This is a genomic window from Parasynechococcus sp., assembly GCF_045559935.1.
Lineage (GTDB): Bacteria > Cyanobacteriota > Cyanobacteriia > PCC-6307 > Cyanobiaceae > Parasynechococcus.
Genome location: NZ_JBJLJL010000007.1, coordinates 13,336 through 32,902, shown reverse-complemented (window position 1 = coordinate 32,902; position 19,567 = coordinate 13,336). Strand labels below are relative to the sequence as shown.

Genomic DNA, 19,567 nt, shown 5'->3' with positions numbered 1-19,567 from the left:
CCGGTTGACCTAACCGGCCCACCTTTTTTCTTACCCCCAGGATCCCCATGCCTTTCCAGAGCACAGTGGGTGACTATCAAACAGTCGCCACCCTGGAAACCTTCGGCTTTCTCCCGCCGATGACCCAGGACGAGATCTTTGACCAGATCGCCTACATCATTGCCCAGGGCTGGAGCCCGCTCATCGAGCACGTCCACCCCAGCAACTCCATGGCCTCCTATTGGTCCTATTGGAAGCTCCCCTTCTTCGGTGAGAAGGATCTCAACGTTGTCGTGAGTGAGCTCGAGGCCTGCCATCGCGCTTACCCCGATCACCACGTGCGCATCGTCGGTTACGACGCCTACACCCAGAGCCAGGGTTCCTGCTTCGTGGTCTTCGAAGGCCGCTGATCCCTCGAACCAATGGTTCCGAGCCCTGATCCTTCAGGGCTCAAGTATTTCCCGGAGGGTTGATCCCCTCCATTCATCGACCACATCCTCGGGCGGACATGGCAAGACTCTCCAGTCGCGAACTCGCACTCGAACGCCGCAAGGCGCTCACCACCACCGGTAAGAAGGCTCCTGCCGCAGCCCGGTCCGGTGACAGCCGGGTGCGCACTGCCGCTGATGCCCGTCCGACCCGAACCCGGGCCAATGCCCCTGTTGAACCCGTCGTCCCTGCTGCCGCAGCTCCGCAGCAGGCGAAGGTGTTCACAACGTCGGCACCGTCGCGTGCCAGTCAGGTGCAGCCTCAGCGCCACCCGAGCCGCGATCTGGTTCTGGCCCGTCGTGAGGCCCTCTCCCGCCGTGGCAAGACCGCCGACACCAGCCGCGATCGCAACCGCGCCGATGTGGCACGTCAGACCAAAGCCGCTGCTCCTGCAGCTGTCCCTGCTGAAACCACGAAGAGCTGTGGCTGCGGTGGCAAGCGTGCCTCTGAACAGGCTTCCCTGAGTGCATCGGCCCCCAAGTTTTCCGCCCGTTCGGAGCGCCGTTCTGCGACGCCCAAGCGCCGGGCCATTGAGAACCCGAGCCGTGCCCTGGTGCTTGCCCGTCGCGATGCCATGTCGAAGCACGGCAAGACAGCCGGGAAGCAGCCCACCAGTGCAGCCGCCGTCGCACGGCAGGCCAATCCTGATCTCACCAGCCGCGAGCTGGCCCAGCAGGTGCGTGAGCTGCGGGCCAAGGCCGGTGCCCGCAACAAGCAGGGTGCCGCTGTGAGCCGCCCCACAGGCCCCAATCGCCATGGCGCCAAGCAGGCCGCCGCCGCTGATGCTCATTGGAAGGTGGGCGAAAGCACCACCAGCTCCGGTCAGACGGTCACCGGCACCCAGGCCAACCGTTCGGTGAAGACCACCGGAAACGAAGCCAGCACCTGCCGCTCGATCACAGGAACGGAATATCTCGGAGCCGAGGTGTTCCAGACCTTCTGCCAATCCGCTCCCGAGCCAACCACTCCGGCCAAGGTGCGCGTCACCGCCACCAGCCACGGCAATCGGGTCACCGGTAATGAGGTGGGTCGTTCCGAGAAGGTCACCGGTGACGAGCCCGGCACCTGCAAGAACGTGACCGGAACCGAATACATCTCCTCCAATCAGGCTGTCTCCTACTGCGGTGGCGGCAACACCTCCCCCCGCAAGGTGGGCCATAGCCTCACCGAGCAGGGCCGTCCCGTCAGCGGCGTGATGGTGGGGCGTTCCGCCAGCGTCACCGGCGATGAAGCCGGTGCCAATCGCAATCTCACCGGCGATCAGTACCTCGGTTCCGATCCCCTGCCCGAAGGTCGCCCCGCCACGAAGGTCGGCCTCTCCGGCACCCTCTCCGGCACCGGCGTCACCGGCACCCTGGTCGGCCGCTCCTCCCAGGTGACCGGCAATGAGTTCGGGTCCTGTCACAGGGTCACCGGCGATCAGTACATCAGTGCTGAACAGGTGAACGGCTTCTGCGGCAGACAGCCCGAACCCGAGGCCGCCAAGGTCGGCTTCAGTGTCACCAACCGCAACCTTGTGGTGAGCGGCACCCGCACCGGCCGATCCGACAAGGTCACCGGCGACGAGCCCGGTACCTGCAAAGCGGTGACAGGAACCCCCTATGCGGGGCTGGAAGAAGCTGGTCAGAACTGCGGCACTCCGGCCGTTCAGGCCATCCGTGAACGCACCCCGGTCCGTCCCGGCACCCCGGCAGCCCCGATGACCGGACTGCAGCCTGGAATCGGCGGCGTGATGACAGGCGCCGAGCGCGGAGCCTGTGAAGCCGTCACCGGCACGCCTTATGTGGGTGCCGATCAGTTGTCCGCCGCCTGCGGCAGCGAGGCTCCGGCTGGCAGTGACTCCCACGGCCAGGCGCCCGAGGGTGCGGCCTGGACCCGCTTCAGTGTGACGTCACCGGCCCGTGCCGCTCAGCAGCAGCGCGATGCCCAGGGCGGAGTCACCGGCACGGCCTATGAGCAGGGCAACCGCATCACCGGCCCCTTCGACATGGCCGGCGGCAAGGTCACCGGAACGGAGCAGTTCCGCTTCGATAACCGCGAGTTTCAGCGCCGTCAGTTCCAGCCCACTGTTGCCGTGGTGAGTGAACCGGCTGAACAGCCAGCCTCCCGCGTCACCGGTGAGGGGTCGTCCAGGAAAGTCACCGGTGATGACTGGGATCGTGGTGAGCACGTCACCGGCACCGAAGGCGCTTCCGCCCGTCGCCGCAACCCCACACGTCCGGGCCCGATGAGTGCGATGGCTCCTTACGAACGCAAGCGCAATGAAGAGAACGAGTGGCCTGTCAGCCGGGTCACCGGCTCCAGCGGCAACACCGACAAGGGTTCCCTGATCACCGTCTCCGGCGGCGCACGGGGCTGATCTGCTGATGGTTCGCTCCATGCCTTCCCGCGGCGGGCGACCTCAGGCCCCCACGGCTCCCACGCGCCGGCAACTGCAGAACAACGGTCCTGCAGCCGGCGCTTCTGTTCCACCCATGGAGTCGGTTTCGGACTCCACCAAGACCCGGGATGCTGCTCTGCAGCGTCGGCGTGCACTGACCACGGCCGGCAAAGCGGCGAAGCTGGTCCAGGGTTCCATCGGTGGCGGTCGGGTTCGCACGGCTGTTGATCAGCAGCGTCGGACCCCTCAGCAGCAGGCTGTGGCGCAGCAACCGGGCTGGGTCCGCCGAGAGAAGAGCCAGACCTCTGTGGTTCCCTTCAACCTGAGCCGCTCCTCCCTGCCGCTCACCCATCGCCAGCACCCGCTCACCGATTCGGCCGGCAATGCACGACTGCAGGCGTACGAGCTGGAGGTGAAGGGGCGTTTCGATCGCATTGTTCCCCTGCTCAAGCGGGTCTCGGCCCTGCAGCATCAACCCGATTTCATCGAGCAGGCTCAGCGCCTCACCAGGACAGAACTGGGCTTCGATCTGCCTCAGCACATCCTTGAACGGGCCTGGGTGCGTCCCCTCGACATGCGGGCGCTGTTCGCCTGGTGTGTCTTTGAAAGCCATCGCCTGTTCAGTGATCGTTTCTTTCAGGACGATCCCCTCGATGGGGCCAGCGGCAGTGCCTCCTCAAGGGAATTCGAGCAGTTCCTGCTCGACTGCGGCATTCATCTGCTCGACGTGACGCCCTGCGCCGATGGCCGCCTGGCTCACACCGTGGCCTACGCGTTGCGCATCCCCTTCAGCGCCGTGCGTCGCCGCTCCCATGCCGGCGCCATGTTCGACGTGGAGAACACGGTGAACCGCTGGGTGAAGACCGAGCATCGCCGCTACCGCGAGGGGATGCCCAACCCCGCCACCGAACCGACCCGTTATCTGAAGGTCGTCACGTATCACTTCAGCTCCCTGGATCCCGAGCATCAGGGTTGTGCCGCCCATGGAAGCAACGATGAGCTGGCGGCATCAGCCGGGTATCAGCGCCTGCTCGATTTCCGGGAAGCCGTGGAGAACAGCTTCTGCTGCGGTGCTTCGGTGGATCTCCTGCTGATCGGCCTGGACACCGACACCGACGCCATCCGCGTTCACCCTCCCAGCCGGGACAGTGAAATGGTTCTGGATCAGTGGCTGTGTGCCCGTGATCTGCATGCCGCCACCGCTTCGATGAGCGCGGATCAGGCCATGGTGCAGATCGCGGAGGCGGTCGAATCCGCAGCCCCGGGTCCGATGGATTCCGGCATGGTCACCTTCCTCACGCGTCTGATCGCCAACAACTGCTCCCAGATCGACTACGTGCAGGATCTGCACGGTGCTCCCTATCCGGACGCCGGTCATGCCGAGCGTTTCATCGGTGTCGGAATCGGTTTCAAGGAGGTGCACCTGCGCAACCTCACCTACTTCGCCCATCTCGACACCGTCGAGGAGGGAGCCCCCGATCTGGACGTGGGCGTCAAGATCTTCCGTGGTCTGAACGTCTCCCGTGATCTGCCGATCCCCGTCGTGATCCGCTTCGACTATTCGGGTCGCGTTCCCGGCGCCCGTCAGCGGGCGATCGCCGACTGCACCCGGGTGAATCAGGCCATCGCCAGCCGTTACAGCGAGCTGGTCGATCAGGGCCTGCTGCACACGTGCCTCACCGTTCGTGATCGCAACCAGACGGCTCCGGCCGAGGTCGTCGGTTCCACCCTCGCCCCCCCGCTCCAGGAGGCTCACTGATCATGCTCATCGTCAAGGTCATCAAGCCGCTCGTCTCCACCAACCGCATCCCGGACTTCGAGCACAAGCATCTGCAGGTGGTTCAGGACGGCAGTACCAAGAAAGTGGCCGTTGATGCCGTGGGTGCCAAACCGGGCGACTGGGTGATCTGCGTCAGCAGCTCCGCCGCCCGCGAAGCCGCCGGCAGCAAGTCGTATCCCAGTGATCTCACCATCGTGGGGATCATCGATCACTGGGAACCGGATCCGCCGAAGCCCCCCGCACCGGCGCCGACACCCAGCAGCACCCCTGCCGGAGGACCCACCAGCTGATGGAAATCATGCAGGTGATGGGAACTCTCGTGTGCACATTCCGTGTGGCAGGGCTGGATCACATGCACCTGCGCGTCTTGCGCAACGCCAAGGGCAAGAAGCTCGTGGCGGTGGATCCCGTGGGTGCTCGCGAGGGCAACTGGGTGTTCACTGCCAGCGGCTCAGCCGCCCGGCATGCGTGCCCCGACAACAAGGTGCTCACCGATCTGACGATCGGTGGAATCATCGACCACTGGACGCCGGACGGATAGGGACTCTCCCCGCTCCTCCGCCTCCGTTCCGCTTCCACCACCGTTTTTCATGGCCACTCCTTCCCCGACTCCCCGCCGCCGCACCACCCGCAGTTCCGCTGCAGCCAAGAGTGCCGCCAGCAAGACCGTGGACGTCACTCCCGTTGTCAGCACTCCGGCAGCTGCCGCTCCCAGTCCCACCAGCAGCCCGGCCGCGAGCGCACCGGCCACCCCCACCCCCCGTCGCGCGAGTGCGCGCACTCCATCCGCCGCTGGCGGCAGCGGCAGCAAACGCGGTGCCACGTCGCTGTCCGCAAATCAGGCCGCGGATGCCCCGATCTCAGGGATTGCACTGGGGATGATCGAAACCCGCGGGGTGGTGCCGGCGATCGAGGCAGCTGATGCCATGACCAAGGCCGCCGAAGTCACGCTGATCTGTCGGGAATTCGTCGGCGGTGGTTACGTCACCGTGATGGTGCGGGGTGAAACCGGTGCTGTGAACGCCGCCGTGCGTGCCGGAGCCGATGCCTGCGAGAGGGTCGGCGACGGTCTGGTCGCTGCCCACATCATTGCCCGTCCCCATCAGGAGGTGGAGCCTGCCCTGGTCAGCAGTGGCGCCCTGCGCCGCAGTTGAGCCTGAAGGGTCTGCCGATGTCCGTTCACAAAGAGCGCTCGACCCCTTGGCAGCCGCTTAGATTCCTCGGCCAATGCCGACAAGCCCGATCCCCTTTCCGCTTGCCGTTTTGACTTCGGAGCTGTCCTTACCCGTCCAGGTTGCCTGGCTGATTCCGCTTTACGGATTCGCCGGCATGCTCGTGTCGCTTCCCTGGGCAGCGGGTTTGTTCCGGCGTCAGGCTCACCGGCCGGCGGCCTACCTGAACATCCTTCTGACCCTGCTGGCCTTCGTGCACGGCAGCCTGATCCTGCAGGAGGTCTTCCAGTCCGGTCCGGTCGATCTGGCCTATCCCTGGCTGACGCTGGCCGACCTGGAGCTCGACATCAGCTTCAGCCTCACGCTCACCAACCTGGTGGCCCTGGAACTGATCACCGGTCTCAGCCTGCTCTCCCAGGTTTATTCCCTTGGATATATGGACAAGGAATGGGCCCTGGCCCGTTTCTTCGCCCTGCTCGGTTTCTTTGAAGGGGCCATGAGCGGGGTGGTGCTGAGTGATTCGCTCTTCCAGAGCTATTTCCTGCTGGAGATGCTCACCCTCTCCACGTATCTGCTGGTGGGGTTCTGGTATGCCCAGCCCCTGGTGATCACCGCCGCCCGCGACGCTTTTCTCACCAAGCGCGTCGGTGATGTGCTGCTGCTGATGGGCGTGGTGGCGCTCTGCAGCTTCTCCGGTGCGATGGGTTTCGGTGATCTCTATGTCTGGGCATCGCGCGACACCCTCTCCCCTCTGGCAGCGACGCTGCTGGGTCTTGGCCTGATCGCAGGCCCCACGGGCAAGTGCGCTCAGTTCCCGATGCACCTCTGGTTGGATGAGGCGATGGAGGGGCCGAATCCCGCCTCGATCCTGCGGAACTCCGTGGTGGTGACCTGCGGGGCGATCGTGCTGCTCAAGGTGATGCCGATCCTTCAGCATTCGCCGGTGGCGCTGGTGGTGCTGCTGGTGATCGGCAGCATCAGTGCCATCGGTGGGTCCCTGGTGGCCATCGCCCAGGTGGACATCAAGCGCACGCTGTCGTATTCGACCACCGCTCATCTGGGCCTGGTGTTCATCGCCATTGCCCTGCAGATCCCGGTTCTGGCACTGCTGCTGCTGTTTTCTCACGCCGTCTCCAAAGCGCTGCTCTCGATGAGCATCGGTGGCGTGATCGCGTCCACCAACTGCCAGGACATCACGGAACTGGGTGGTCTTGCCAGCCGCATGCCGGCCACCACCACCGCCTATCTGGTGGGAAGTGCTGGCCTGGTCGGCTTTCTTCCCCTGGGTGGCTTCCTGGCGCTGGCCCAGTCGATCGAGCTGCTCAGCGTGCGCTCGGTGCCGTTCATGGCTGTGTTTCTGCTCACCAATGCCCTGACAGCACTCGGACTGGTGCGGGTGTTCCGCCACGTCTTCCTCGGTGACTCCCTGATCAAGTCCCGCCGGGCGGCCGAAGTGAACTGGCAGATGGCCCTGCCGATGGTCGCTCTCACGGTGATCGTGCTGCTGACGCCGGTGCTGCTGGTGCGTCTGGAATCGCTCGATGGTCTGCTGGCGTTTCCGCTCTGGGCTGCAGCCCTTGTGGTGGGCAGCGGTCTGGTGGGGCTGGTGGCCGGAGCTCTGCTGCCGTTGAGCAAGGCCTGGTCGCGATCGCTCAACCCCGCACTGCGCTGGTTCCAGGATCTGCTGGCCTACGACTTCTACACCGAGGAGTTTTACCGGCTCACGATCGTCAATGTGGTGGCCGGCATCTCGCGTCTGGCCTCCTGGTTTGACCGCACGGTGGTGGATGGGGTGCTTCACGGTGTGGCGAGGCTGTCTCTGCAGAGCGCTGAGAGCCTCAAGCTCAGCGTCAGCGGACAGGGCCAGTCCTATGTGCTCACGGTGCTGGTCGCCATCGTTCTCTTCCTCACTTCGGTGAGCTGGTTCCTCGCCTGACGCCGTCGCCATGCTGCTCTCTCTGCTGCTGCTGATCCCCTTCCTCGGTGCCCTGGCACTGATCCTCTGGCCGGCGGATCCCCCGCCTGAGCGTCTGCGGATCGCCACCGTGGTGATCCTTGCCCTGCAGTGCCTGGTGAGCTTTGGCCTCCTGATTCCCTTCGATGCCTCGGAGGCCGGGCTGCAGATGGTGGAGCAGGCCCGCTGGGTGCATTCCATCGGCCTCGACTACGCCCTGGCCGTGGATGGTCTGTCGCTGCCGCTCGTGCTGATGAACGGCGTGCTGTGCCTGGTGGCGGCGGTGGCCTCCCGTTCGATTGAGAACCGCCCCCGCATCTACTTCGCCCTGCTTCTGATCATCAGTGGTGCCGTGAATGGTGCCTTCCTGGCCCAGAACCTGCTGCTGTTCTTCCTCTTCTATGAGCTTGAACTGATCCCTCTCTGGCTGTTGATCGCCATCTGGGGTGGATCGAACCGTGCCTACGCCGCCACCAAGTTCCTGATCGTCACCGCCGTGTCGGGGGTGCTGATCCTGGGGGCGTTCCTGGGCCTGGCCCTGGTCACCGGCACCATGGACTTCAGCCTGCGGCCGATCCTGGCCGGCGATCTGGGCATGACGGCCCAGCTGCTGCTGATGGGAGCGTTGCTGATCGGCTTCGGCATCAAGATTCCGCTCTTTCCGTTCCACACCTGGCTGCCCGATGCCCACACGGAGGCCTCCACGCCGGTGTCCGTGCTGCTGGCGGGGGTGCTGCTGAAACTGGGAACCTACGGATTGCTGCGCTTCTGCCTGGGTCTGTTCCCGGAGGCCTGGCAGGTGGCGGCCCCCTGGCTGGCGGCCTGGGCGGCGATCTCGGTGCTGTACGGGTCGCTGGCGGCGATCGCCCAGACCGACATGAAGCGGATGGTGGCCTACAGCTCTGTGGGCCACATGGGGTATGTGCTTCTGGCTGCGGCAGCGGCCACACCCCTGGGGTTGATGGGAGCTCTGTTCCAGATGGTCAGCCATGGCTTGATCTCGGGCGTGCTGTTCCTGCTGGTGGGAGTGGTGTATGCCCGCACCGGAACCCGCGATCTCAATGTGCTGCGCGGTCTGCTCAATCCCCAGCGCGGCCTGCCGCTCACCGGTTCGCTGATGATCATCGGTGTGATGGCCAGCGCCGGCATCCCTGGCATGGCGGGCTTCATCTCTGAATTTCTGATCTTCCGCGGCAGCCTGCAGCCCTTCCCCGTTGCCACCTTGCTGTCGATGGTGGGCTCTGGACTCACGGCGGTGTATTTCCTGCTGCTGGTGAACCGTGCCTTCTTCGGACGTCTGGCGATCGCCCCCGGAGAGGTGACCAATCCCCGTATCCTCGATCCGGTTGCCCTGCGTGAGCAGGTGCCGGCGATCGCACTCAGCTTCGGTGTTCTCGTGCTGGGTCTCGCTCCGGAGCTGCTGGCGAACCTCAGTGAAGCGGCCACCACCGGCCTCAGTCAGCTCAGTGGAGGACTGTCATGACCACCACCGCACCGTTGCCCGTCTCCGCTCCAACGCTTCCGGACCAGGAGGAACTGATCCGGCGTCTGCTCAGCGACACTCCCCTGCTCAAGGACACGCCCGATCACCTGCTGCAGGTGGTGAACGTTCTCGAGAGCTACGGGATCGTGCTGGATGCCTACAGCAAGAACCTGGTCGACCAGGGGCAGAAGCAGCTGCTCAATCCCTTCCCGGTGTTCCGCTTCTTCCATGAGGGTTTCAACCTCAAGCGGCTCTGGGATCATCTGCTGGGGGACCGGATCAATTTCGAGTACGCCGAGTACTGCCAGAAGGCGATGTTCTGGCACGGCACCGGAGGGTTGGATGCCTACCTCGACAGTGACGCCTTCCGGGAGGCCTGCGATCGGATCATTGCGGCGAAGACCCGCCGTGACCCTCTGCTGGCCTTCACCAACAGCCTCTACCGGGGTTTCGCTCCGGAATCGATCCGTTCGCTCACCACGATCTACTGCCTCGGATTGTTCTGGCGGGTGATGAGCGATCTGTTCGTTGACCTGGCCCGTCGTTACCGCATCGGTGAGGTGGCCTGCGTCAACGACGTGGTGCATCACATCCGCGACGGCCTTGTGGCGGCAGCAGGCAGTCCGATCACCTACAAGGTGACCGTGGCCGGTGAGGAGTTCTGGGTGCTGCCTCCCGAGGCGGGCCTCACCTTCCTGGTGGATGTGGCGGTGCCTTACGTGGAGGCGGTGTTCTTCCGGGGCATGCCGTTCCTCGGCACGGTCTCCTACAACGCCCAGGCTCGTCAGATCTCACCGGACATCAGCGATTTCAAGTACGGCGCTCTCTACGCCGATCCGATTCCGAGCATGGGGGCCGGCATCCCGCCGAGCCTCTGCATGCAGGACATGTACCGGCATCTGCCGGAAGAGCTGAGCAGCTGGTACGACCATCACGGTCGCGCTCAGGTGGACGTGCACGTGCAGATCTGCATCAGCTTCCAGAAATCGATGTTCTGCGTCACCAACGGGGCGATCGCCGGCACCATGCCTCACCCGTTGGACACCCAGGATCCCGAGCAGCAGGCGGCCAACCGCGCCTATGCGGAGGCCTGGTCGGGTCGCTTGATGGGATGCCAGCGGGTGGCGCTCCTCTAGGTTTTCCCAAGGCCCAGTGGTGACAATGGATCAGTGGCAAGAACGCAAGCGGCCGGTCTGCCTGGAACGTCGTTTTGAGTTCGACAGCTACAGCGCCACCCGTGATTTCCTGGACCGGCTCGGGGAGCACAGTGAGGCCGCCCAGCGTTTTCCGGACATCAGCTTCGGGCGGACCTACGTGAACATCACCCTGCGGCCTGGTGATGAGGGCGATGACCCGCAGTTGAGTGAATCCGACCGGGCTTTCGCGGCCCAGATCGATGGTCTCCTCGGTTGATCTGGCGGCGGCCTACGCCGACTCCGGAGTCGCTGAGGTGCTCGAACAGCTGGATCGGGAGCTGATCGGCCTGACGCCGGTGAAAACACGCATCCGCGAGATCGCCGCCCTGCTGCTGGTGGACCAGGCACGCCAGCAGCTGGAGCTGCCCAGCACGGCGCCGAGCCTGCACATGTCCTTCACCGGACGCCCTGGTACCGGCAAGACCACCGTGGCGCAGCGGATGTCGCAGATCCTCCACCGCCTCGGCTATCTGCGAAAAGGTCATGTGGTCACCGCCACGCGCGATGACCTGGTGGGCCAGTACGTGGGGCACACCGCCCCCAAGACCAAGGAGATGCTCAAGCGCGCCCAGGGGGGCGTGCTGTTCATCGATGAGGCGTATTACCTCTACAAGCCGGACAACGAACGGGATTACGGCGCCGAGGCGATTGAGATCCTGCTGCAGGAGATGGAGAGCCGCCGCAGTGATGTGGTGGTGATCTTCGCGGGCTACAAGGACCGGATGGACACCTTCTACAGCTCCAACCCCGGGCTCTCCTCCCGGGTGGCCCACCATCTTGATTTCCCCGACTACAGCGACAGCGAACTTCTGGCGATCGCCGGACTGCTGTTGGAGGCCCAGCACTACCGCTTGAGCGCGGAGGCCAGTGAGGCGTTTGTGGAGTACGTCGCCCGTCGGCGGCAGCTGCCGTTTTTCGCCAACGCCCGCTCGATCAGGAATGCGATCGACCGGGCCCGGCTGCGGCAGGCCAACCGTCTGTTCGCCCGGATGGGAGAAGCGCTCACCCGGGACGATCTGATCACGCTGGAGGCTGCTGATATCCGCGCGAGCCGGGTGTTTCAGGGAGAGGTGGAGGGCCACCATCCCGAGGTGAGCGGTGCGTGATCAGCCAGGCCACGGCAACCCCGAGCAGAACGGCCGTGGCTCCATGGCCTTGCAGCAGCGCCACGCCGAGCAGGAGGGCCACCAGCGGTGAGCGCAGCACGGTGGCATACAAGGCTCCGGTGACGCCGCCGCACCAGCTGCCGAGGGAACCGATGCCTGGACTGAGTTCATGCAGTCCGGAGCCGACGGCACAGGCGATCAGAAACACAGGGAAAAAGATGCCGCCGCGCCAGCCCGTTTCCAGGCAGAGGCCCAGCATCCCAAGCTTGATCAGGCCGGAAAGGATCAGCACCACTGCTTCGCTGGTGTTCATGCCCTCCAGCAACGGTTTCAGCTGATCTTCCCCAGCGAAGGGCACCAGCGGCAGCCAGTGCATCCAGACGCCGAGCAGCAGTCCGGTCACCACCGGCCACCAGGGCCAGTGGGCCAACAACTGCCGCTGCTCCAGCCAGGTGCGCCAGTGCAGCAGCAGCCAGCCGAGGCCCCAGCCCGCCACGCCGGCCAGCAGACCGGCGCTCAGGCTGCCCAGGTCTTCCCCGAGGTTGCTGGGCCAGCTGTAAGGCAGTTGCCGCAGCGATCCGCCACTGACCTCCTCCATGCCGTGGAAGGCGGCGAAACCGGCGATTCCCCCGAGGGAGCCTGGGATCCAGCGATCGATCAACGACCGTTGCCCGGATCCGCCGGCGCTGGACTTCGGCGTTCCGTCATGGACCACAGCCCCCCCCAGCAGGGGCAAGCCGAACATGCCGAGGCTGCCCGCCACCGTGGCCAGCTGGAGGTCCTGGTCCCGTCCCTTCCAGATGCGTTGGCTGATCAACGTGGCCAGCCGGGTCATCAACGCCTCCGGCCCCACGCTGCCGCCACCCACCAGGCTCAGACTCGCGCCCAGAATCGCGTGCCCGTCTCTGCGTCGGGGTGCGGTTTCCGGGTGGCGCAGCTCTTGGATGGTTTCGGGCAGTTCCGGCAGCAGGGTTGCCGGGCCGCGGCGATGGAGCAGTGCAAGCGCCACGCCGACGCCGCCGCAAACTCCCATCGACCAGAGCAGCGGGATCTGGCGTTCCAGACCCTCCTCCACCGGATCACCCCAGAGCATCCGGGTCAGCCAGGCGATCACGCCCATGGTCAGGGCGACGGCCGCACCGCTGATCGCACCGGTGAGCAGAGCCATCAGGCGCAGTCGAAATCTGGTCACCAGTGGGGATCGGTGGCGAACTCCACCGTGAGTTCCCCGGATTTTGACGGCGGAACCGTGCTGATGCAGGCCCGCACCACCTTGCCGTTCACTTCGATCTCACAGGCTCCGCAACTGCCGCCGAGACACCCCGTGGGAATGCTGACGCCGGCGGTCGCGGCAGACGGCAGCCAGTCACTGCCCACGAGCACGTCAGTGACGTGTCCGTTCGGCCATGTGATGGTGATGCGTCGGTCCGTCATCGATTCATCCTTCTGCGTCGAGCAGAGGCGTCAGGTCCACATGCTGCTCGAAGGCATCGGCGAGTCGGTCGAGCAGCTGGTCACGGTGGTCACCATGGTGGGGCCGATCCGTGGCCAGGGGCTCCAGTTGCCTGCGCTGGCGCAGCTGATTCAGCCAGTGACGTCGCCAGGGTCCGTTGTCGAGCAGTCCATGCAGATAGCTGCCGGTGATGCTTCCACCGCCCCTGGTGGGCGCCCACCAGCCCAGGCCGGCCTCGTCTGTCAGGGGCGCGAGTGAATCGGTGGCGCGGGTGCTGCCGTGATGCAGCTCGAAGCCGCTGATCGGGATCGGTTCCGGCCAGAGCGCCTGCACCTGGCGCTGGCGCAGGGCCTTCTCGCCTCCGAAACGCGTGATCAACGGCAGCAGCCCCAGTCCGGCCCAGGGGCCGGAACCCTCGCCCCCCTCCACTCCTTCGGGGTCGTCGAGCTGCTCTCCCAGCAGCTGCATGCCGCCGCAGATGGCCAGCACCGATCCGCCCCGGGCGGCGTAGCCCGCCAGCTGCTTCGCCAGATCGCTGCTGCGCATGGCCTGCAGATCCCGCAGCGTCTGTTTGCTGCCGGGAAGAATCACCGCGTCCGGCGTGCCCAGCGCTTCCCCGGGCGCGACCCAGCGCAGCCGCACGCTGCTCTCCGCCTCCAGCGGATCCAGATCGGAGAAGTTGCTGATCGAGGGCAGCTTCAGCACGGCGATCTCCAGATCGACCGGGCCCCGTGTCGGCCTCCGCTCCAGCAGATCGAGCGAGTCTTCAGGCGGAAACAGATCGTTCAGCCAGGGCATCACCCCCACAACCGGAATGCCCGTGTGCTGCTCCAGCCAGCTGCGCCCTTGATCGAACAGTTCCCGCCGGCCTCGGAAGCGGTTGATCAGAATGCCTCGGATCAGCGGCCGTTCCACTGGACGCAGCAGAGCCAGGGTGCCCACGATCTGCGCGAACACACCGCCGCGTTCGATGTCGGCCACCAGCAGACAGTGAGCGCGCAGATACTGGGCCAGGCGCAGGTTGGTGAGATCGCGCCGCTGCAGATTCACCTCCACCGGACTGCCGGCCCCTTCCAGCACCAGCCGTCCCTGTGGCCATCGCTGCTGCAGTTCCGTCAGTCCGCTGCGGATCGCCTGCCAGCCGGGACGGAACCAGTCGCGGTAGTAATGCTCGGCGCGGGCGATGCCGACACTGCGGCCACCATGGATCACCTCGCTGGTGCTGTCGCCCCGCGGCTTGAGCAGCACCGGGTTCATGGCGCAGCAGGGTTCCAGTTCCGCGGCCCAGGCCTGCATTGCCTGGGAGTAGGCCATCTCGCCTCCATCGGCGTCGACCCAGGCGTTGTTGCTCATGTTCTGCCCCTTGAAGGGCAGCGGTTGCTCACCGCGGCGCCGCAGCACCCGGCAGAGCGCGGCGGTCATCAGCGATTTGCCGGCGCCGCTGGAGGTGCCGAGCACCATCAGCGGCCGGGGGGAGCCGCTGCTCATGCCAGGGGCCAGCGCCGGCGCAGGGCCTGGCGCAGTCGCTCGCCGATGGAAGTGGCCCGATCGAGCTGATCGGGCTGTTCGTCGAGCAAATGACGACCGAGCGGTGTCAGCCGGAACCGACTGGTCAGCCCCTGGCCATCCACCTCGCGCCGCAGCACGCCGACGGTGATCAGCCAGCGCAGATCATCCTCCAGTGCTTCGGCACTGCGGGGCCAGCGCTCTGTTTTGGCATAGCGGGATCGCTCATTCCAGATCGCGGCGGCATCCAGACCGCGCATCTGCAGCTCCCTGTACAGAGGCGCGCTGAACGGCAGGCAGCGCATCGAACGCATCGCCCGGGCATGGCTGCGTTGATCCAGCAGGTCGGTGGGAGGGTTGATGGCAGGGATCCCCGTCGCTGGCAGCCTACGGAGCAGCAACGATCACCCGGTTTCATGCTGCTGCTCGCCTCGGCATCCCCGGCCCGACGCCGATTGCTCGAGCAGGCGGGCATTCCCCATCGCGTTCAGGTGAGCGGGGTTGATGAGAGCGGCATCCAGCATCCGGACCCATCGCAGCTGGTGCAGCTGCTGGCGCAGGCCAAGGCCAGCGCCGTGCGGGATCAGCTGGATCCCGCGGCACCGATCACAGCCGTGCTCGGCTGCGACTCGCTTCTGGTGTTCGACGGGGAGGTGTTCGGCAAGCCGGCGGATGCGGAGGAGGCGAGGGTTCGCTGGCGACGGATGGCCGGAGCTCGTGGTGAGCTGCTCACCGGTCACTGCCTGCTGCCCGGGCCCGCCGGATCCGGGCTCCCCCGGCTGGCCTGCATCGGCACCGGGGTGCTGTTCGCACCACTCAGTGAGGAGGAGATCGCCGCCTATGTGGCCAGCGGGGAACCGCTGCAATGCGCCGGTGGTTTCGCGCTGGAAGGTCGCGGCGGCCTGTGCATCGCCGCTCTGGACGGCTGCTATTCGAATGTGATCGGCCTCAGCCTGCCCTGGCTGCGCAGCGCGCTTGGCGCCGGCATGACCAAAATGAGCTCTGAAATTTCCGGCTGAACCCTTGTCCGCCCTGGCGCGACGGTTGCATTCCTGGCTGGTGCCGCTGTTGCTGTCGGCCCTGCTGCTGCCCTGGCTGAGCGGTGGTTGGTCGCCGGCGGGGGGCACCACGCTGATGGATCTGGTGCCCCTCGGAGCTCCGAAGCCCTCGGTGGCGACGGGGGCTGATGCCAACACCACCTTCGAGGGCAAGTTCGAGCTGGCCAAGGTTCGGATTCAGGGAATCCCGGTGATTTCGGTGGCCAGCCCGGTGACCATCGATGGCCGGCCGGTGATTCATGCCTCCAGCCGGGCCAGCGTGATCGAGGGCAACCTGCGGGCTCTGTACGACCCCAACCAGATCTGCAGCTTCAGTGAGCGGGTGAGTGAATGGCTCCTGGACCAGGTGCTGCGCGGAGACTCCAGGGTCTGTGCCGCGTTTCAGCGCTATGGCCTCGAACGCTCCGGAGCGCCGATCAGCCTCGAGGTGGTGCGGGAGAGCAATGGGTTGTATCAACTGGCGGCGCGGCTGCCCGGGCGGGTGAATCCGTTCCCGCTGCTCACCGTCACCAAGGCCGACGCGGAGATCAACGGTGCCCGGGAACTGGCGCTGGCTCAGGTGTGGCGTCGTCGGCTGGAAGATCGCATCAACTTTGCCCGGAAGGTGTCAGCGCCGGACCGGCTTGTCCGGCGCTGGCGTCTACTCCTGGTGCTGGAACTGCTGCTGGCTGGCCTCACCGCCGCCACGGTGTTCCTCTGGAACCGCATGCGCCAACGCATCGCCCGCTTGCAGCGGGAACTGCGGGAGCAGCGCAGAGCTGATCATCGGGTGGAGCTGCGTCTGCATGTGGAGCAGGCGCTGGCGATCGCGGTGCTGCTGCTGTTGATCTGTGAGGCGGTGCTGATGCTGGGGCTCGGCGTGATGGCCATTCCGGGTCAGGTGCCTCTTGGGATCGAACTGCTGTTGCAGCCCTCCTATGCCGTGGGCAAATTTCTGGTGGTCACGGCGGTAACGCTGCTGCTGCGCGCGCTCACCACCTTTCTGCTCAGCCAGTGGGCGTTGGATGTGGATGTGGCCCAGCACGAGCTGGCCCGCCGCCAGCAGCGCTACCGCAGTCTGGTGCGGGTCTGCCACCGGCTGATCAATGTGCTCGGGGTTCTGGCGGTGGGTCTGTGGATCCTGCTGGATATTCCCGGTGTCCGTTCCACGTCCGTGTCGTTGGTGCTGGCCGGCGGCGCCTTGCTCGGCGCCCTGGCCCTGGTGTTTCAGGGCCTGTTGCGCGATTTCACCGCCGGACTGGTGATGCTTCTGGAGGATCGCTACGCGATCGGCGACTGGATCGAAGTGGACGACCACGAGGGCGAGGTGATCGATGTGGGGCTGTTCAGCACCCAGGTGCGTTGCCTGGATCAACGGGTGCACATCCTCAACAACGCCCTGATTCAGCAACTGCGCAATCACACGAAGCTGCGCTCCGGAAGTCTGGTGACGCTGCTGATCTCCCATCGCCAGCAGGACCTGGAGACCGTGTTTGAGGTGCTGTCTGAGGAGATCGATGCGTTCAGGAGGGATCCGATCTGGTCAGCGCGCCTGATCGGGGAACCGGTGCTGCGGGGCGTCAAGCGCAGCACTGCCCTTGGGGTGCACATGCAGGTGCTGCTGATCACCCGGGTTGGCGAGCAGTGGGCCACCGAGCGGGAATTCCAGCGCCGGGCACTGCAGGCGCTGCATCGCCGCGGGGTTCAGATCGCCGATGGTCTGGAACTCATGCCGTCACTCCCGCCCGCTGATGTGCGCTGATCTGCTCAGGTTGCTGGTCAGCCTGGTGGTGGCTGGGTTGATGGTGGTCGGCCTGACGCATCTGCTCGACGTTGATCTGGAGCAGGCGCATGCACTGCTGTACGCCGCCCTGGTGCTGGGGCTCTATGCCCTGCTGGGAGCCCTGCGCTATTCCTGGCGCTTGAACCGGTTCCTGACGCTGAATGAACTCTCCGAGGCGGAGTATCAGTGGCTCCGTCACGGTCGACGCCGAAACGACACGGTCACGTCCAAGGGAGCGAGCCGCTGAATTGACGATGTGATCCCGCTCCAGATCTCCCATCAGTCAGCGCGATCCAGTGATCCACTGGTGATGGCATCTTGAATGAAGGCCATCGCAGCTTGTTCAGCTGACGGAGCGAGGCCGCTCATAGGAACGCTGAACCGTGCGGTTCAAGGTGCGCAGTTCCGAGAGCTCGTCTCGCCATTGCTGCGCCCAGAGATCCTGACTGCGCTCATAAATCGCCATCAATTCACCCACAGCCTGGTTGTTGTAGTCGACCCGCAGATCCAACAGCGGGAAGGCGGCATCACCGCTGATCTGCAGGGCTGCTGATGTGGAGGACACAGCGCGTCGATCACCACCGGCCGCTTCTCCAGCCTGGAGGGCGTGCATCAGGCGACGACCGAGCTTCCAGGATGGATCACTGGTCTGGAAGGCCACGTCCATGGCGAGAAGGACGCTCTCACCCACCAGGAAATTTCCAGCCACGGAGCAGTCCTGCCCGTGGCGATGGCCGGCCCACTCTCCGCAGTCAGGCCCCGTCCAGCAGGCGGTTCGCCCCTGGTGATCGATCAGATGAAATTGACGACGGTCGCGATGCTGGTCGTCGACCAGCAACGTCTCCAGCACGCGGTTGGCATCGGCACACTGCTCGAGTCGTTCCAGACCGCAGATCCCCAGATATGGATTGGTGTGGGCCTGAGTCGCCACAGCCCCCACCCCGGAGCGGATATGGGGCACGGTGGAACCAACCGCCAGATGGCAGGTGGCCACGGCAACACCAAAGCGGCCGTTGCTGCCATCACGGGCAACGATCGAAAAGGTCACAGCATCTGATCCAGCCGCAGAAGTGCTTTCAGCAGCACCGCTGTTCCTGAGCGGCACTGCTCAGCACTGGTGAATTCAGCCGCTGAATGGCTCAGGCCACCGCGACTGGGCACAAAGATCATTCCCATCGGCCAGCGGCGACCGAGTTCCTGGGCGTCGTGACTGGCCCGACTGGGCAGGTGGCTGTAGCTGAAACCCAGCTCGGCAGCCGATGCCGCAACGGCCTCGATTACAAGAGCATCGGCCGGCGTTGGAGCCACCTCGAACTGAGGCTCGATGGCAATCGAGCACTGCCGCCGCTCGCCGATCGTCTCGAGGTTCTGCATCAATCCGTCCACCAGCTCCTCCAGCACCTGAGGGCTGAGATCTCGGAGGTCGACTGTCATCTCCACAGATCCAGGCACCACGTTGGCGGCATTCGGCCAGACCTGTAGGCGCCCCACCGTGGCCACCGGGTCACCGGGATGGCGGATCGCCAGGGTTTCGATGGCCAGAACCACCTCAGCCGCGGTCACCAGAGCGTCCTGGCGGAGATCCATGGGGGTGGTGCCGGCATGGTTGGCTTGGCCGGTGATCCGGATGCTGAAGCGTCGCTGCCCCACCACACCGTCGACCACGCCGATGGCATCACCACGGGACTCGAGCACTGAGCCCTGCTCCACATGCAGTTCCAGAAAGGCAGCGATCGACGCGTCGTCACGACGGGCAGAGGCCAGTGAAGGCCATTGGCCGCCGATGCGTTCGAGATTGACGGCGATCGGCTCACCATTGCTGGTGGTGTAATCCGCCGGATCGAAGCTGGCCGTTCCCGCCATTCCCTTGCAGCCCACCATGGTGGACTCCTCATCGGCGAAGGCAATCACCTCCAGGGGGTGACGAAGCCGACGGCCGCTGGCTTTCAGGGTGCGCACCACGTCCAGCCCGGCCAGCACACCGAGGGCTCCATCGAAGTGTCCACCCGTCGGCACCGTGTCGATGTGTGATCCCGTCACCAGTGCGGGGAGGCCTGGTTCCTCACCGTCCCAACGTCCGATGAGATTGCCGGCGGCGTCCACGCGAATGCTCAGACCCGCTTCCTCCATCCATCGAGCGACGCGTTGACGGCCCTCGCAATCAGCCTTGGTGAAGCCGCGCCGGCAGACGCTGCCGTCGTCCTGGGCACCCAGCTAAGGCCAGTTGCTCGATGGACCACTGCAACCAA

General features: G+C 65.4%; 19 protein-coding genes and 1 pseudogene. 14 read left to right on the top strand and 6 right to left on the bottom strand.

The window, feature by feature from the left end:
- Positions 1–47 precede the first annotated feature (47 nt).
- The 11 genes from ACJ0G7_RS03480 to cbbX all read left to right on the top strand — a co-directional run bounded on the left by ACJ0G7_RS03480 (position 48) and on the right by cbbX (position 11,539).
- Complete coding sequence (locus ACJ0G7_RS03480; protein ID WP_043695797.1) at positions 48–389, top strand: ribulose bisphosphate carboxylase small subunit; 342 nt, start codon at positions 48–50, stop codon at positions 387–389.
- Positions 390–487: 98 nt separating this feature from the next.
- Positions 488–2,827, top strand: a complete 2,340-nt coding sequence (locus ACJ0G7_RS03475; protein WP_407395213.1) for a CsoS2 family carboxysome shell protein — start codon at positions 488–490, stop codon at positions 2,825–2,827.
- A gap of 7 nt (positions 2,828–2,834) precedes the next feature.
- Positions 2,835–4,607 (top strand): carboxysome shell carbonic anhydrase, encoded by a 1,773-nt coding sequence (locus ACJ0G7_RS03470; RefSeq protein WP_407395212.1) that lies wholly within the window; start codon positions 2,835–2,837, stop codon positions 4,605–4,607.
- 2 nt (positions 4,608–4,609) lie between these two features.
- Positions 4,610–4,918: a carboxysome peptide A gene (locus ACJ0G7_RS03465; protein ID WP_407395211.1), complete on the top strand. Its 309-nt coding sequence runs from the start codon at positions 4,610–4,612 to the stop codon at positions 4,916–4,918.
- A complete protein-coding gene (locus ACJ0G7_RS03460; protein ID WP_043695809.1) occupies positions 4,918–5,169 on the top strand; it encodes a carboxysome peptide B in 252 nt (83 codons plus the stop codon). The genes ACJ0G7_RS03465 and ACJ0G7_RS03460 overlap by 1 nt, the downstream gene beginning before the upstream one ends.
- 49 nt (positions 5,170–5,218) lie before the next feature.
- A complete protein-coding gene (locus ACJ0G7_RS03455) occupies positions 5,219–5,782 on the top strand; it encodes a BMC domain-containing protein (RefSeq protein WP_043695812.1) in 564 nt (187 codons plus the stop codon).
- Positions 5,783–5,891: 109 nt separating this feature from the next.
- Entirely contained in the window at positions 5,892–7,736 is a 1,845-nt protein-coding gene (locus tag ACJ0G7_RS03450; RefSeq protein WP_043695815.1) for an NAD(P)H-quinone oxidoreductase subunit F, read from the top strand.
- A 10-nt stretch (positions 7,737–7,746) separates the two neighbouring features.
- Entirely contained in the window at positions 7,747–9,237 is a 1,491-nt protein-coding gene (locus tag ACJ0G7_RS03445; protein WP_043695818.1) for an NADH-quinone oxidoreductase subunit M, read from the top strand.
- Positions 9,234–10,373, top strand: coding sequence for a CO2 hydration protein (locus ACJ0G7_RS03440; protein ID WP_407395210.1), 1,140 nt, complete (start codon positions 9,234–9,236; stop codon positions 10,371–10,373). The genes ACJ0G7_RS03445 and ACJ0G7_RS03440 overlap by 4 nt, the downstream gene beginning before the upstream one ends.
- Positions 10,374–10,398: 25 nt before the next feature.
- The gene (locus tag ACJ0G7_RS03435; RefSeq protein ID WP_043695825.1) at positions 10,399–10,650 is read left to right on the top strand and encodes a 4a-hydroxytetrahydrobiopterin dehydratase; all 252 of its coding nucleotides are present in this window, start codon (positions 10,399–10,401) and stop codon (positions 10,648–10,650) included.
- Complete coding sequence (gene cbbX / locus ACJ0G7_RS03430) at positions 10,634–11,539, top strand: CbbX protein (protein ID WP_407395209.1); 906 nt, start codon at positions 10,634–10,636, stop codon at positions 11,537–11,539. The genes ACJ0G7_RS03435 and cbbX overlap by 17 nt, the downstream gene beginning before the upstream one ends.
- Here cbbX and ACJ0G7_RS03425 read toward each other — a convergent pair.
- From ACJ0G7_RS03425 to ACJ0G7_RS03410, 4 genes are read right to left on the bottom strand one after another with little or no spacing between them, the layout of a single operon-like run.
- Positions 11,454–12,731 (bottom strand): chloride channel protein, encoded by a 1,278-nt coding sequence (locus ACJ0G7_RS03425; protein WP_407395208.1) that lies wholly within the window; start codon positions 12,729–12,731, stop codon positions 11,454–11,456. The genes cbbX and ACJ0G7_RS03425 overlap by 86 nt on opposite strands.
- On the bottom strand, positions 12,728–12,973 hold the full coding sequence (locus tag ACJ0G7_RS03420) for a 2Fe-2S iron-sulfur cluster-binding protein (RefSeq protein ID WP_043695831.1): 246 nt from the start codon (positions 12,971–12,973) through the stop codon (positions 12,728–12,730). Before ACJ0G7_RS03420 ends, ACJ0G7_RS03425 begins: the two co-directional genes overlap by 4 nt.
- A gap of 4 nt (positions 12,974–12,977) precedes the next feature.
- On the bottom strand, positions 12,978–14,480 hold the full coding sequence (locus ACJ0G7_RS03415; RefSeq protein ID WP_407395207.1) for a cobyric acid synthase: 1,503 nt from the start codon (positions 14,478–14,480) through the stop codon (positions 12,978–12,980).
- Complete coding sequence (locus ACJ0G7_RS03410; protein WP_084188043.1) at positions 14,477–14,899, bottom strand: Npun_F0494 family protein; 423 nt, start codon at positions 14,897–14,899, stop codon at positions 14,477–14,479. The genes ACJ0G7_RS03415 and ACJ0G7_RS03410 overlap by 4 nt, the downstream gene beginning before the upstream one ends.
- A gap of 15 nt (positions 14,900–14,914) precedes the next feature.
- Between ACJ0G7_RS03410 and ACJ0G7_RS03405 the strand changes: the two genes are divergently transcribed.
- Genes ACJ0G7_RS03405 through ACJ0G7_RS03395 form a run of 3 tightly spaced genes read left to right on the top strand, consistent with a single transcriptional unit; the run spans position 14,915 to position 17,565 of the window.
- The gene (locus ACJ0G7_RS03405; protein WP_043695837.1) at positions 14,915–15,517 is read left to right on the top strand and encodes a nucleoside triphosphate pyrophosphatase; all 603 of its coding nucleotides are present in this window, start codon (positions 14,915–14,917) and stop codon (positions 15,515–15,517) included.
- Between the two features lie 4 nt (positions 15,518–15,521).
- On the top strand, positions 15,522–17,297 hold the full coding sequence (locus ACJ0G7_RS03400) for a mechanosensitive ion channel family protein (protein ID WP_407395206.1): 1,776 nt from the start codon (positions 15,522–15,524) through the stop codon (positions 17,295–17,297).
- Complete coding sequence (locus tag ACJ0G7_RS03395; RefSeq protein WP_407395205.1) at positions 17,287–17,565, top strand: hypothetical protein; 279 nt, start codon at positions 17,287–17,289, stop codon at positions 17,563–17,565. The genes ACJ0G7_RS03400 and ACJ0G7_RS03395 overlap by 11 nt, the downstream gene beginning before the upstream one ends.
- A gap of 96 nt (positions 17,566–17,661) precedes the next feature.
- Here the strand turns inward: ACJ0G7_RS03395 and ACJ0G7_RS03390 are convergent, their stop codons facing one another.
- Positions 17,662–18,366: a DUF1028 domain-containing protein gene (locus ACJ0G7_RS03390; RefSeq protein ID WP_043695846.1), complete on the bottom strand. Its 705-nt coding sequence runs from the start codon at positions 18,364–18,366 to the stop codon at positions 17,662–17,664.
- A pseudogene (locus ACJ0G7_RS03385) lies at positions 18,363–19,563 on the bottom strand (Zn-dependent hydrolase). The gene ACJ0G7_RS03390 and the pseudogene ACJ0G7_RS03385 overlap by 4 nt, the downstream one beginning before the upstream one ends.
- Positions 19,564–19,567 lie beyond the last annotated feature (4 nt).

Bases quoted from the DNA above. Each gene is read 5' to 3' on its own strand.
- ACJ0G7_RS03480 (WP_043695797.1), top strand. From the start codon at position 48: ATGCCTTTCCAGAGCACAGTGGGTGACTATCAAACAGTCGCCACCCTG.
- ACJ0G7_RS03475 (WP_407395213.1), top strand. From the start codon at position 488: ATGGCAAGACTCTCCAGTCGCGAACTCGCACTCGAACGCCGCAAGGCG.
- ACJ0G7_RS03470 (WP_407395212.1), top strand. From the start codon at position 2,835: ATGGTTCGCTCCATGCCTTCCCGCGGCGGGCGACCTCAGGCCCCCACG.
- ACJ0G7_RS03465 (WP_407395211.1), top strand. From the start codon at position 4,610: ATGCTCATCGTCAAGGTCATCAAGCCGCTCGTCTCCACCAACCGCATC.
- ACJ0G7_RS03460 (WP_043695809.1), top strand. From the start codon at position 4,918: ATGGAAATCATGCAGGTGATGGGAACTCTCGTGTGCACATTCCGTGTG.
- ACJ0G7_RS03455 (WP_043695812.1), top strand. From the start codon at position 5,219: ATGGCCACTCCTTCCCCGACTCCCCGCCGCCGCACCACCCGCAGTTCC.
- ACJ0G7_RS03445 (WP_043695818.1), top strand. From the start codon at position 7,747: ATGCTGCTCTCTCTGCTGCTGCTGATCCCCTTCCTCGGTGCCCTGGCA.
- ACJ0G7_RS03440 (WP_407395210.1), top strand. From the start codon at position 9,234: ATGACCACCACCGCACCGTTGCCCGTCTCCGCTCCAACGCTTCCGGAC.
- ACJ0G7_RS03435 (WP_043695825.1), top strand. From the start codon at position 10,399: ATGGATCAGTGGCAAGAACGCAAGCGGCCGGTCTGCCTGGAACGTCGT.
- cbbX (WP_407395209.1), top strand. From the start codon at position 10,634: ATGGTCTCCTCGGTTGATCTGGCGGCGGCCTACGCCGACTCCGGAGTC.
- ACJ0G7_RS03420 (WP_043695831.1), bottom strand. From the start codon at position 12,973: ATGACGGACCGACGCATCACCATCACATGGCCGAACGGACACGTCACT.
- ACJ0G7_RS03415 (WP_407395207.1), bottom strand. From the start codon at position 14,480: ATGAGCAGCGGCTCCCCCCGGCCGCTGATGGTGCTCGGCACCTCCAGC.
- ACJ0G7_RS03405 (WP_043695837.1), top strand. From the start codon at position 14,915: ATGCTGCTGCTCGCCTCGGCATCCCCGGCCCGACGCCGATTGCTCGAG.
- ACJ0G7_RS03395 (WP_407395205.1), top strand. From the start codon at position 17,287: ATGTGCGCTGATCTGCTCAGGTTGCTGGTCAGCCTGGTGGTGGCTGGG.